The 13,790-nt window shown below is 50.5% G+C and carries 12 protein-coding genes; 8 read left to right on the forward strand and 4 right to left on the reverse strand.

Going from position 1 to position 13,790, the window contains the following annotated elements:
• Positions 1 to 132: 132 nt before the first annotated feature.
• Complete coding sequence (locus AC6B99_RS10475; RefSeq protein ID WP_162241925.1) at positions 133 to 2,295, reverse strand: rhamnogalacturonan lyase; 2,163 nt, start codon at positions 2,293 to 2,295, stop codon at positions 133 to 135.
• Positions 2,296 to 2,811: 516 nt separating this feature from the next.
• Here AC6B99_RS10475 and yhbH point away from each other — a divergent pair.
• Positions 2,812 to 3,963: a sporulation protein YhbH gene (yhbH, locus tag AC6B99_RS10480; protein ID WP_056039733.1), complete on the forward strand. Its 1,152-nt coding sequence runs from the start codon at positions 2,812 to 2,814 to the stop codon at positions 3,961 to 3,963.
• 123 nt (positions 3,964 to 4,086) lie between these two features.
• On the opposite strand, the gene cysC is transcribed toward yhbH, so the two are convergent.
• The 3 genes from cysC to AC6B99_RS10495 form a co-directional block, all read right to left on the reverse strand.
• Entirely contained in the window at positions 4,087 to 4,701 is a 615-nt protein-coding gene (gene cysC, locus AC6B99_RS10485) for an adenylyl-sulfate kinase (protein WP_056039732.1), read from the reverse strand.
• 10 nt (positions 4,702 to 4,711) lie between these two features.
• A complete protein-coding gene (locus tag AC6B99_RS10490) occupies positions 4,712 to 5,551 on the reverse strand; it encodes an alpha/beta hydrolase family protein (RefSeq protein WP_496663308.1) in 840 nt (279 codons plus the stop codon).
• Positions 5,552 to 5,650: 99 nt separating this feature from the next.
• Positions 5,651 to 6,688, reverse strand: a complete 1,038-nt coding sequence (locus tag AC6B99_RS10495; protein WP_496663309.1) for a glycoside hydrolase family 53 protein — start codon at positions 6,686 to 6,688, stop codon at positions 5,651 to 5,653.
• Positions 6,689 to 7,110: 422 nt separating this feature from the next.
• Between AC6B99_RS10495 and glsA the strand changes: the two genes are divergently transcribed.
• From glsA to nikC, 7 genes are all read left to right on the forward strand, one after another.
• A complete protein-coding gene (gene glsA, locus AC6B99_RS10500) occupies positions 7,111 to 8,028 on the forward strand; it encodes a glutaminase A (protein ID WP_494882793.1) in 918 nt (305 codons plus the stop codon).
• 17 nt (positions 8,029 to 8,045) lie between these two features.
• Positions 8,046 to 8,447: a DUF4265 domain-containing protein gene (locus AC6B99_RS10505; protein ID WP_056039724.1), complete on the forward strand. Its 402-nt coding sequence runs from the start codon at positions 8,046 to 8,048 to the stop codon at positions 8,445 to 8,447.
• Between the two features lie 275 nt (positions 8,448 to 8,722).
• Positions 8,723 to 9,388: an RraA family protein gene (locus tag AC6B99_RS10510; RefSeq protein WP_496663310.1), complete on the forward strand. Its 666-nt coding sequence runs from the start codon at positions 8,723 to 8,725 to the stop codon at positions 9,386 to 9,388.
• Positions 9,389 to 10,993: an ABC transporter substrate-binding protein gene (locus AC6B99_RS10515; RefSeq protein ID WP_496663311.1), complete on the forward strand. Its 1,605-nt coding sequence runs from the start codon at positions 9,389 to 9,391 to the stop codon at positions 10,991 to 10,993.
• Positions 10,994 to 11,075: 82 nt separating this feature from the next.
• A complete protein-coding gene (locus tag AC6B99_RS10520) occupies positions 11,076 to 11,885 on the forward strand; it encodes a carbon-nitrogen hydrolase family protein (protein ID WP_496663312.1) in 810 nt (269 codons plus the stop codon).
• 44 nt (positions 11,886 to 11,929) lie between these two features.
• Positions 11,930 to 12,862, forward strand: a complete 933-nt coding sequence (locus tag AC6B99_RS10525) for an ABC transporter permease (protein ID WP_496663313.1) — start codon at positions 11,930 to 11,932, stop codon at positions 12,860 to 12,862.
• Positions 12,863 to 12,864: 2 nt separating this feature from the next.
• The gene (gene nikC, locus AC6B99_RS10530; protein WP_081418965.1) at positions 12,865 to 13,779 is read left to right on the forward strand and encodes a nickel transporter permease; all 915 of its coding nucleotides are present in this window, start codon (positions 12,865 to 12,867) and stop codon (positions 13,777 to 13,779) included.
• Positions 13,780 to 13,790 lie beyond the last annotated feature (11 nt).

Consider the following 13,790-nt stretch of genomic DNA (forward strand, 5'->3'; position numbering starts at 1 on the left):
CAAACAGCTCCCTTTAGCTTCCCTCGAACAAAAGGGTTACTTATTACTTTTCTTTACGCTGCTATTCTATAAAATGTTTTGGACAGACTCCGATCCCCCTGTTTCTGAGCTAAGGGGATAATACCCCAAGCGCTATAAAATAGGAGCAGCTTGTCCAAGCAGAGCGCGCATTGCTGCACCTGAAGCAGCTTGAGCGGCTGCACTTGGATCAGCCGGGCCCGTTGGCACACTATTGTCTGGCTGCTGCTCAGGAGCGGGCGTCGTTTCCGGCTCTGTCTGAGGGTCTGTTTCCGGCCCCGTTTGCGGAGCTGGCTCCTGCTCAGGGGCAGCCGCTGCTTCTTCCATAGCAGCCTGCTCTGCAAGCAAAGTATTGGCAGTGCTTACTTCTGTAAACGATGCCTGTGGCAGCGTCGTGTACATGCTTGGCGCAGGTGGCGTGCTCATGCCATCTCCGAGGAAATAGCTCGTATGCGGCGGCTGGTTGTAAGCTACATTTTGCCAGGCCACACCAAGGCGATATACTGCATCATGCATCAGCGTGTAGAGACGATATGCCGTGACATCTGTCGTCGTATACAAGCGCAGCTTGGTGCTGTCCTCTGTGCGCCACAATACTTCCTCACGCCAGTCGCCAATCAGATCGGCCTGCAAGCTTGGCGTACCTTTTGTCGAATTGTTTGAGTAAGTTCCTGTTGCCGTCAGCAGGCGGCTTACTGCACCGGTATTGTAATTCCATTTTTCAATTTTGCCGACGCCAACCCCAGCGCTTCCTGACCATACATGATCAAGCAGCTCGCGCAGCAGGTCGCCGTCCCACCAAATGCCGAAATTTTGCGAGGATGGAGGCGTGCTGGAAATGAGCTGCCCCGTAATCGTCCTCAGCCCTACACCACTGCCAGCCCAAACCTCAGCTCCCGGGTAACGGGGATCGATGTCGGCCGCCATGCCGCGTCCCGTATCAGCCCCCGTATACACACCCCATAAAATTTGACCAGTAGCAGCATCATGCACTTGGGCGCCATAAGGCTTGCTCGTATCCTCATTTACCTTGAACACCTCAAAGCCAGCGCGATTCGGATTCAAATCGCTGACATGCATCGCATCGCCATGCCCCATATTTGTGTTATAGAGCTTCTGGCCATTATCATCAACCGTCATCGCGCCGAAAACAATTTCATCCTTGCCGTCATTGTCTACATCCGCCACACTAAGGCTGTGATTGCCTTGCCCCGCGTAAGCAGAATTGCCGGAACTGTTCGTATCAAACGTCCATCGGCTCGTTAGCGAGCCGTTCCGGAAGTCAAACGCAGCAATGACCGTTCTCGTATAATAGCCGCGCGACATAACAATGCTTGGCCTAACGCCGTCCAAATAAGCAACGCCAGCTAGGAAGCGGTCGACACGGTTGCCATAGCTATCTCCCCAGCTTGATACAGTGCCCCTTGCCGGCACATAGTTGGTTGTCGCAAGCGCTGCTCCGGTCTGCCCTGAAAAAACAGTCAAATATTCCGGGCCAGACAGCACATAACCTGAAGAATTGCGGTAATCGGCAGTCGAGCTGCCTATCACTTGTCCTGTTCCGTCCACGGTGCCGTCCGCAGTTTTGATGACCACCTCGCCTTTGCCGTCGCCGTCAAAATCATAGACGAGAAATTGCGAATAATGGGCGCCTGCACGAATATTTTTTCCCATATTAATGCGCCACAGCTTCTGGCCGTTCATTTTGTAAGCATCAAAAATTACATTGCCGGTATACCCCGATAGGGAGTTATCCTTAGAGTTCGACGGGTCCCATTTGAGGACGATTTCGTATTCGCCATCTCCGTCAAGGTCGGCTACGCTCGCATCATTTGCGCTATAGGTGTAGCTTTCACCGCTCGGTGTTGTTCCGCCAGCAGGCTTGTCCAGCGGAATATCTTTATAATTGCTCGCCCATACGGTTGCCGTATTGGAGGCCGGGCGTTCAACGCCATTAACAACGGCGCGGACATAATAGGTAGAGGAGCTGCTTCCACTAGCATCAAGTAGATTCGTACTTGTCGTAATGACACTGCTGTTGACCTTCGTCCCGTTGCGATAAACGTTAAAGCCCGTATTAGCTGCCTCGCCGCCGAGTAGCCGCCAGCTGACAAATACGCCTCCGCTTACTTTTACCGCAACGACTCCTCTCGTTAAAGCCTCCATCTGCCTTGGGGCAGCAGCACTGACCTTCGGATCAACAACAATAGCCGGAATGACCAGCAAAGCAGCAACAGCGAGCATAATCGTTTTGCGAAATACGTTTTTAAAGTTCATCTCTTCTTATTCAGCTCCTTTTCGCAAATGATATTTTATCAACACTCACAAATGAAAGCGCTACCAAATTATTCGAAAAATAAGTCTGCTTCATGCCTTGAATTCCCAGAATCACGAACCATTAACCATTCGGGCAGGCATCCACCTCCTTGATAAATCATACGTTTTTATGAATCAAAACCATAATTTGGAACCGCTTTCATTGTCGATGATAGACTGTGTTCCGACATTTTACTACTTAAAAAACAGAGTTTTTTGTTTAAAAAACCGAGATTCATTCGATTAATTAGCTAGAATCAGATCGCTTTTGACTCACATATCCGCCCCAGACTTGAATATATTGAATAACAAGGTGAAACGGCTATCGCCGTCCTTTGGCGGCAAGGCGCGTTTCACTCCGAGAAATATAAGCCTAATGATAAGTATGAAACTTATAAATTCTTATATTTCAACGAAAAATTAGATCCCCTGGCCCTGATCCAGCTATTATTGATGAAAGATGGGAGTGTAACGCTCATGGCAGAACCGTTATTTATCGTGTCACAAGAGGATTGGTCCTTGCATCGCAAAGGTTACGAAGATCAAGCCCGGCACCAGGAAAAAGTAAGAGAAGCTGTTCGGCAAAATCTCCCCGATATTGTAACCGATGAAAGCATTGTATTATCCGATGGCAAGCAGACGGTGAAAATACCGATTAAAAGCATTGATGAATCCCATTTCGTCTACAACTACAACAAGAAGCAGCATGTTGGACAAGGCGATGGCGATTCACAGGTAGGGGATGTGCTCGGCGTTGATCCTGGGGCGGCCAAAGGTTCTGGCAAAGGACAGGGTGCAGGCGATCAGCCGGGCGAAGACTATGTGGAGGCGGAAATTAGCATTGACCAGCTGGAGGATATGCTCTTCGAGGAGCTGGAGCTTCCTAATCTGGAGCAAAAACAGAAGGATGTTATGGAAACAACCGAGGTCGTCTTTCACGACATCCGTAAAAAAGGAATCATGTCCAACATCGACAAAAAACGGACGCTCATTCAAAATTTAAAGCGCAATGCCAATGAAGGACGTTCAGGAATTGGCGGCATCTCGCCGGATGATTTGCGTTTTAAAACGTGGAATGAAGTTGTGAAGCCCCAATCCAATGCCGTCGTATTGGCGCTCATGGATACTTCAGGCTCTATGGGGTCTTTCGAAAAATATTGCGCCAGAAGCTTCTTCTTCTGGATGACTCGTTTTCTGCGCCGGAAATACCAGCATGTCGAGATGGTATTCGTAGCACATCATACGGAAGCGAAGGAAGTGACTGAGGAGGAATTTTTCACTCGGGGCGAAAGCGGCGGCACCATCTGCTCCTCTGCCTATCAGAAGGCGCTTGATATTATCGACAGCCGTTATCCATCTGCCAACTGGAACATTTATCCTTTCCATTTTTCCGATGGCGATAATTTGACCTCCGATAACGAGAAATGCGTGAAGCTAATCGACAAGCTGCTGGAACGGGCCAATCTGTTCGGCTACGGCGAGGTTAATCAATATAATCGCAGCAGCACCTTAATGTCGGCATATAAAAACATAAACAATAAAAAATTTATGTATTCGATTATAAAAGATAAAGGCGAAGTGTATAAGGCGCTGAAAACCTTTTTCTCCAAGCCCGCAAGCGGCGCTTAGCAGCAGACATTAGTAAAAAGCTTCCTCTTCGAGCGTTCCCGAAGAAGAAGCTTTTTTCACATCATTTTATATCATGTGTTGGTGTTGCATTAGTATAAGCTGTCGCTTGCCATTTGCCGGTTACTAAACCTGCTTGGCTATAATACCGCGCTGCTGCAAGCAGCGGATAACGGCCTCAGCCGCTGTCTCCGCATCTCCTTCGCCTGAAAACAGCTCCAGCTCTGGAGCTAGCGGCTTCTCATATGGAGCAGATATGCCCGTGAACAGCGGAATTTCTCCTCGCCGCGCCTTGCTGTACAGCCCCTTCGGATCACGCTGCTCGCATATCGCAAGCGGACAATTCACATATACCTCCACATAGGGAAGCGGAGCTGCTATCGCTCGCGCCAGTGCGCGGTCCGCCTCAAGCGGCGAGACGAGCGCCGCAATGGCAATGCTTCCACTGCCGGCAAACAGCCCCGCCACCTCTGCGGTGCGCCGCACATTTTCGCGGCGATCCTCTGAGCTAAAGCCAAGATCGCGGTTTAGTCCATGCCGCAAATTATCGCCATCCAGCACCGTCGTTCGCACACCGCCAGCTTGAAGCTGCCTGTGAAGCGAGGCAGCAATAGACGACTTTCCCGAGGCAGGCAGCCCTGTTAGCCATACGATACAGCCGGAATAGTCCCATTGGCCAGACTGCTGCAATCCGCCAAGCTCATACGAATGCCACTTTACATTCGGGGATTTTTGATCCATCCGGCACCCCCTATTTTAGTCGCTCATTTAGAAAAAGTACCGTCAGCCGAAGCGCTTCCTCCAAATCCGCAGTCGTGCCGATAAATGGATGCTTCGCGCCAAAGGTATGGTCCGCTCCTGCCAGTGTAACGAACGTATGCTGCGGTGCAGCCTCGCGCATTTGTTCGTAGCCTGATACAAGACGCTCTGAATCTTGATCCCCCTGTATGAGCAGTGCCGGAACCGCGAGGGAGCCCAGCACCTTCTTAATATTAAAAGCTTCTGCATTGTGCTCCAGATCTTCAAAAAATACTGGCGATATCGGCATTTGCTGCTTCGTACGCATATTTGGCACATAACCGACGCCATGGCTCAGTACCTCCTGCCGAAATGCCTCCGTAAAGAGATTCACGTCAGCTATGCCGTTCCATGTTACAACTGCCTTCAGCTGCGGGTATCTCGCAGCAGTCAAAATCATATTTCCGCCGCCACGGCTATGTCCAAGCAGGGCAATCCGGCTCGTATCCAGCTCCTCGGCAAAGGGAAGCTTCTCTTCCAGCAGATGCGCGATGATGGTATCAAGATCCAGCTGCTCACGGGAATACGTGTTCACCGCGAATTTTTCCAGCTCGTCAAAGTCCGTCTCCGCTACGCCATTGCAGCTGAAATTAAAGGAAATGACAGCAAAGCCAAGTCTTGCAAGCTGCTCGCAGGCATAGGGCATAAATCCCCAATCTTTAAACCCTTTGAAGCCATGGGCCACGATAACAACCGGCTTCTTCCCCGGTTCGCCTGATACTCGAACGTCCCCTCGCAGCGTCAGATTTGATTCCAGATCAATGGTAAAAGGTTTGCTATTTATGGCTTCCACCTACAAACTCCCCCGTTTCTCCAAATAGATTCGTCCTGCTTTCTATTATAAGGGAAGGAACAGGGGAATGAATAGCAGGGCTGCTTCGGCGCAAGCTTGCTAGTTCAAGAAACCTTCCAATGCAATCGTCGGCTGGCCGTTTGCCTGCCAAGCTCCTTTATTGTAGCCGCCATTGTAGCCTGGAGGCGCCTCCGGCTCCCAATAGAAGACACCTAGACCCTTGCCGCCAGAAATGTTGCGAACCTTCGTTTTAATCGCGGCAACAAAGCTCTTCGTAGCGGCTGGCTGGTTATATTCAAGGCCAATTTCGGAAATGATAACCGGCTTGCCGTACCGGGCAATCATATCATCGGCATTGCTGATCGTCTGGTCAACCTTGGCAGACCAATCCGTAGCCGATGGATACAGCGACATGCCGATAATATCAAAGGTAGCGCCATTGCTGATCAGCCCCCCGATATTCCAAACGAATAAAGCATTATCATTGCCGCCTGCCAAATGCACAATCGTCTTCGTACCGGAAGAGATCGATTTTACTGCATTGTTGCCGGTATTGACCAGCCATGCATAGTTTTGCATGCTGACGGTCGCTTTCCCGTCATTCCACAGCATACCATTGTTCGTCTCATTGCCGATCTGTACCCAATCCGGCGTCACGCCCTTCGCCTGCATCGCCGTCATTACCGCCCGCGTATGGTTCCATACCGCGTCCATCAACTGTTGGAACGTGTAGCTATTCCAAGCAGCAGGCTTTGTCTGTTGGCCTGGATCGGCCCACGAATCGCTGTAATGCAGCGTCAGCATAATGCTCATGCCTGCATTTTTTGCCCGCTGCGCCAGAGCTGCGGCACGGTTCATATCCAGGTAACCGTTTGCATAATTGCTCGAAGGATTTACAAATACGCGAATCCGCACTGAATTAATCTGATAGTCATCCTTTAAAATTTGAATGATATCCTTGGTCGTGCCGTTTTTGTCCTTCCAGGTGTAGCCTTGCGCCTCAAGACCGGGAACCCAGCTTATGTCCGTCCCTTTCGCAAAAGCAGGAGCCGCCTCGGCCTGATTAAGCGGCAGCTGTACGGTAATAAGGGCGACAATCATCATAGCAAAAACGAACAGCCTTAGTCTTTTTTTCATTTTCAACATTCCCTCTTCCTTTAATAGTTTGCCAGACTTAGCGCCGATTGGGCGCACAACCAATGATGTATCCGCTTACATAAATGGGTTTCAACAAACGTCCCCTAGCAGCGACAGGCTTTCAAGCTTATGGTGAAGAAGCATCAGCAGCTTGTGCAAATGGGGGGACTGCCGATTCCTTCACCACATCTTTTCCATCGATTACTACGGGATACGCTTATGATTATAAATTCCCTTCACACAGAAAAACAGGATACAATGTGAATATATTGGATGATTTTACAACATTTACTCTTCTCTTCCCTTCTGATCACTGTGCGTTAGCCTGATGCGTTTCACTACCAAAATGTATTATAATAGAGCCATTCATGCCAAACTGGCGAGCAGGAGGAAACGAATTGACGAATAGCGAGCTTAAACATATGCAAACCCTGCTGCCCGAATGGGTAGAAACGTCCCGCCAGCAGGCTCTTCATGGCAAAGTGGCCTCCTACATACCTGAGCTTGCAAAATCCCCCAAGGACGCCTTGGGCATTCATATTGTGGGTGCAGAAGGTCAAGTAGCATCTGCTGGAGATTGCGGCATATCCTTTACTATGCAAAGCATTTCCAAAGTCTTCACGCTCATTCTGGCGTTAATGGATAATGGCGAGGAAGCGGTTTTCGCCAAGGTTGGCATGGAGCCGACCGGGGACAGCTTCAACTCCATGCTCAAGCTGGAGCTTGTGCAGCCCGGCATTCCCTTCAATCCGCTGATCAATGCTGGAGCGATTGCGATTTCTTCGCTGATTGCCGGAAGCAGCCGGGAGGAGAAATCGGCCCGCGTGCTCGATTTTTTCCGCAATCTCTCAGGCAATGTTACGCTGGATTATGATAACGAGGTATATTTGTCAGAAGCCAAAACGGCAAATTTGAATCGGTCGATGGCTTATTTTCTAAAGGATAAGCAGGTGCTGCAGGGGGAAGTCGAGGAAGTGCTCGACGTGTATTTCCGGCACTGCTCAATCAGCGTCACCTGTGCGGATTTGGCTCGCATGGCGCTTGTGATGGCGCATAACGGAACCGACCCCGTTACCGGAACCCGGCTGATCCCACGGCGTTATGTGCAGATCGCCAAAACCTTTATGATTACTTGCGGCATGTACAACGCCTCGGGCGAATTCGCAATACAAGTTGGTTTGCCGGCCAAAAGCGGCGTATCCGGCGGCATTTTGGCGATCGTTCCCGGTCGTTATGGCATCGGCGTCGTCGGTCCATCCCTGCATCGCAAGGGCAACAGCATTGCAGGTGTCCATTTGCTGGAAACGTTGTCGCGAACGTTTGACCTAAGCTTATTTTAACGAAGAAGGTGCCCATTATGAATCCATCTGTTGAGCTTGGCATTTCCTTTCATTCCTCCGGGCAGGAGATTGAAATGCTCAAGGTAACGCCGATTGACGATCAGCGCTACCGCATTGAAGAAAATCCATTATTTACGGAAATGGTATCATTCGGTGATATTGTCAAGCTGGAGCAGCAAGGCAACATTTATTTTTATAAAGAGACCGTCCGCAAATCCCGCTTAAGAAGATATTCCTGGCTGCTCAGTCAGGACGTTGCCTCATCCGAGGAGCTTGCCGATTTCAAAAATCGCGTCGCCGACAGCGGCGGCAACTGGGAAACGATTTTTGGAGGCATGCTCATAATCAATGTGCCGAGCCATATTGACTTTGATCCCGATGTGGAAATTAACAATATTACGGTGAGCAAGGACCGATAAGATCCTTTTCAATACCATTACCCTATGGCATCCAATATCGATTTGGATGCTTTTTTTGTTTTTCTGGTTCTATTGTGAAAGGAAAAGGCGCAGCCTGTCCATTCCATCCTCCTATGGCAACCCTATAGTTTTTTCCAATTAGCTATTGAAATTATCTATATGCGTTTACATTGACGGTAGAGAACGAGTAATGCTATTGTTTTCAACAAGTTAAAACATACTAATCACATCAGATTTATCAAGTTAATGTTTCGAGTGAGGGGAGAACACATCTAATGTTTCGCATCGAACCAAGAGTACAAGGAGTAACGGCTGAGTTGCTTGAGCTTTATGAACACATCAGCCCTTCAACGATTGGCCATTTGACGGATTTCGGGTTTCTCACCGGCCTGCAGCCGCTGTTTCGCCCGATTCGCCTCTTAGGCAACGCAGTCACCGTACGGATTCCTCATATTGACGCTTCCGCCATTCGGCATGCTTTCGAGCTCGCGCAGCCAGGCGATATTATCGTGGTCGATATGTCCGGTGATGAACAGCGTGCCTGCTGGGGAGAATTTGTGACGTATGCTGCACTGGACAAAAAGATTGCTGGAGCCATTATATCCGGCTGCGTCACCGACGTACGGCCGATCACACAGCTTCGTTTTCCGGTCTATTCCAAGGGTATTAGCGCGCTGACTACCCGCTCGCTCCAGCTCGAAGGCGAAGTCAATACACCTGTCAGCGTCAGCGGCGTCAGCATTCAGCCAGGCGACCTCATCGTCGGCGATGATGATGGCGTATTCGTCATCAATCCGCTTCATGCCAAGGAGCTTGGGCTCATCGCCCAAGAAAAGCAGCTCAAGGAACAACAGCGCCGGAAGGAACTCGGCTACGATAAACGGCTCGCTGGATGTACAGACCAGCTAGCGGCAACCAACAATCAAGGGGGAAACAACTAGATGAGAAGGAATCTTTTCAAAAACAAGCTGGGCCTTGCCCTTATAGCCTTATCCCTGTTCGCTGCTGGCTGCGGCAATGGCGGCGGAGCAAACAGCACTGCAAATACGAATACCGCAGCGCCGAATACAGCGTCAAGCAGCACAGGCGCAGCTTCCGATACAGCGGCAGCGAAAAGCCTGACGATCGCCTTGACGGGCGATGCCATTGGATTTGATCCACAAAATGCGACTGACTCTATCTCCAGCTTTATTAATTATCAAATCTATGATCGTCTTGTCACCTTCAACGATAAGCTTGAAATCGTTCCTCAGCTTGCAGAAAGCTGGAAAGCCTCGGCAGACGGCAAAACATGGACCTTCCAGCTGCGTCAAAACGTGACTTTCCAAGATGGCGCCCCTTTTAATAGCGAAGCGGTGAAAACTAATTTTGAACGCCTGATCAACCCGGATAAAAAGCTGTCCCAATATGCGACCTTGGGCCAATTCATTGAATCCGTCAGCACGAACGGCGATTCCGAAGTCATTTTTCAGCTCAAAGAGCCGCAGGGCGCTTTCCTTAACAATATTGCCGTCACTTCCGGGAGCATCATTAGTCCTAAATCGATTCAGGAAGATGAAGCAGGCATTGCTAAAAAGCCAGTCGGCACAGGCCCCTTTAAGCTCAAAAGCTGGAGCTCCGGCAACGAGATTGTACTGGAGGCAAACGATCAATATTGGGGCGGCAAGCCGGGCGTAAGCAGCATTACGTTCAAAACGGTAACCGAAAATGCGGCTCGCGTTATTATGCTTGAATCCGGCGAAGCGGATCTCATTGACAAAGTGCCGGGGACAGACGTTGAACGCTTGTCAAATGACAGTAAGTTTACCGTCAATACTCGCTCTACCAATCGCGTTGGCTATATCGGCATCAATACGAAGCATGCTCCTCTGGATAATGTGTTGGTACGCAATGCGCTCAATCTGGCGATCAATCGTGAAACGCTGGTCAACAAGCTTTATGAAGGCAGATTTGAGGTTGCCACTTCGTTTATTTCAAAAAATTCATTTGGCTACACCGATGTGGGCGCATACGCCTATGATGTGGAAGCGGCGAAAAAGCTGCTGCAGGAAGCTGGCGTGAAGGAAGGAACGTCGCTGCGAATTGTGCTTGCGGCAAATGCCGTGCAGGATCGCCCGGCCGCCGAATTTGTGCAAAACAGCTTGCAGCAGTTGGGCTTCAAAGCAGAGCTGCAGGTGCTGGAGCTTGCTTCTTATCTCGATGTGCTGAAAAATCCGGACAGCTATGATTTATTCGTCCGGGGCGCGTCTTCCGTTACAGGTGACGGCGATGCTCTGCTGCGCGACAGCTTCCTTTCGACGAGCAAGTCCAATTATGCCTTCTATGCCAATCCCAAAGTAGACGAGCTCATTCTTGCGGGAGGCCAAGCGCTTGACAAGGCGGAACGCCAGAAAAATTACAGCGAAGCTTTACAGCTCATAAAAGCGGACGCGCCTTGGATTCCTTTGTTTGAGGATACCGTCCAAATTGCATATTCCAGCAAAATTGAAGGCATCACCTTTCTGCCTTCCTTGCTCTGGGACCTGCGCGGCGTGAAATTCAAGTAAGCATGATGGTGCTGCGCGAGCGGCACCATTCGCATGGAAAGCCCGCTTTTTCAAAAAATTGGATACAGGAGTGAAAGCAGCTATGACCTTTCAAATCGTAATGGCACAGTTCGGTTCTTCAAGCAGCAAGCAGGAAAATTTGGACAAGGCGGAAAAGGCGCTGCAGGACGCGACCTCGCTGCACCAGGCCGATCTGGTCGTTTTCCCGGAAGCCTTTATGAGCTTCTATCAAATCGGCACGCCAAGAGAACGCAAGCTGGAGGATGCAGAGCCGCTGGAAGGGCATTTCGTTGCGACGATGCAGTCGCTGGCCAAGCGTTATGGCGTATGGGTCATTTTCGGTACGCGGGAGACTACGGAGGATTCCGCGGATGACCGCGTATACAACTCCACGGTCATTATTGACTCGGACGGCCAAATCGTCGGCCATTATCGCAAAACGCATTTATATGATGCATTCGGCGCGCAGGAATCACGCGATATCAAACCCGGCACGGCGCTCTTCGAGCCGATTGATACGCCATTCGGCAAGCTGGGACTTTTCGTCTGCTATGAGCTGCGCTTCCCGGAAATCGCCCGCTACCAGGCGCTGCATGGGGCCGACGTGATTATTGTGCCATCCGGCTGGGTACGCGGTCCGGTGAAGGAACGCCACTGGGAAAATCTCGTTACGACGCGGGCGCTGGAAAATACCGCTTATGTCGTTGCCGTTAATCAGGTCAACGAGTTTTACATCGGCCAGAGCCTGATCGTTGATCCGATGGGCGTTGTCGTAGCACGCGGTGCAGAAACGGAGACGCTTATTCCCTACCGGATTGATCTGGCGCGCGTGCGCGAAGTCCGCACCAAGCTCCCGTCGCATATTCATCGGCAGGCGCATTTGTACGGCTAATCGCTTGGCCGCTTCATTTTAGTGGTCAGGAAGGAGTTTTCCCCTTGTTTAACTATGTACTAAAACGATTGCTGCAAATGATCCCGACGCTAATCGGCGTTTCCCTGCTCTCTTTTATCATATTGCAGCTCGTGCCTGGCGATCCCGCTGAATTAGTTGCTGGTCTAGACGCCAGTCCCGAGGAAGTGCAAATCATCCGGGAGCGGCTCGGAACCGACCGTCCGCTCTACGAGCAATATATCGATTATAATTGGCAGCTGCTGCAAGGCGATTTCGGCACTTCGCTGCGATCGGACAATCCGGTGCTGCAGGAAATTATGGAGCGGTTCCCGAGCACGGTGAAGCTGACGATTTTGGCTACGCTGGTTACCGTTGTCATCGGGCTATTTTCCGGTATTTTCGCTGCAACCAAACCCGGCAGTGCCCGCGATCATGCGGCCATGGCTTTCTCTTTGTTCGGCATATCGATGCCCGTTTTTTGGCTGGGCATAATTCTCATTCTTATTTTTGCCTATTATATTCCCATATTGCCTTCCGGAGGCAGCAGCGAGCTGAAGCATTTTGTGCTTCCGGCACTCGTTCTCGGCATTTCCTCTGCCGCTGTGCTCGCACGGCTTACACGCTCCAGCATTCTTGAGGTCATTAATCAAGACTATATTCGTACTGCAAAAGCCAAAGGGGTCCGTCAGTGGCTCATCATTTACAAACACGCGCTTAAAAATGCCTTCGTTCCGATTATTACCGTCATCGGTATGGAAATCGGCAATCTGCTCGGCGGCGCAGTGCTTACGGAGACCGTCTTCTCCATGAATGGTCTGGGCCGCTATATCATTCAATCGATTCAGTTTAGAGATTATTCGGCTGTGCAGGGCAGCATTTTATTCGTTGCGCTTATTTTCGTCATCGTCAATCTGCTCGTTGATTTGTGTTATGCCGCTGTCGATCCGCGAATCCGTTATGACCGGAAGGAGGCCTAACGATGAGTGAACCCAAAGCTGCATCCCTGCTTGCCCAAAGCATTCCATCGGCTTATGACGATGGGCCTGCCAAACGAGAGGCCCTTTACAAGCAAGTGCTCAAGCGGCTCATAAGCAACAAGCGCTCTCTGCTGGGCCTATGGATCGTTGGCCTCTTTATTTTTATTGCCATACTGGCACCTTGGATCTCCCCTTATGATCCACTCGAGCAAAACATGGATATGCTGCTGCAAGCGCCATCCCTTAGCCACCCATTCGGAACGGACGAATATGGGCGGGATATTTTGTCACGGATATTTTATGGGTCGCGCATCTCGCTCATGGTAGGTATTGTCGGCGTCGTCATTTCTGTCGTTTTTGGCGTAGCCTTCGGCACAATAGCGGGTTATTTTGGCGGCAAAATCGAATCGGTCATTATGCGGATCACCGATATTTTCATGGCCTTTCCCGGCTTTCTGCTGGCTCTTGCCATTGTAAGCGTGCTTGGTCCCGGGATGGTGAATCTCATGATTGCCATCGGCATTTTTTCCGTGCCGTCGTTCATCTGGATTACCCGCAGCGCTGTACTGTCGGTTAAAAACAAAGAATATATTGAAGCCTCGCGCTCCATGGGCGCCAAGCACAGACGCATTATTTTGAAGCATATTATTCCGAACAGCATTGCTCCCATTATTGTGCTTTCGGCGCTGCGCGTAGCTACCGCCATTTTATCGGCATCAGGGTTAAGCTTCCTTGGAATGGGCGCACAACCGCCATCTCCGGAATGGGGGGCCATGCTGAGCGCAGGCCGGGAATTTCTTCGCACCGCGCCCCATCTGTCCATCGTGCCGGGCATCGCTATTATGCTCGTTGTCCTTGGGTTCAATCTGCTCGGCGATGGGCTGCGCGATGCCCTTGATCCAAAAATGAAGGTTTAGCTAAGGAGGGC

It is taken from the genome of Paenibacillus liaoningensis (assembly GCF_059609455.1).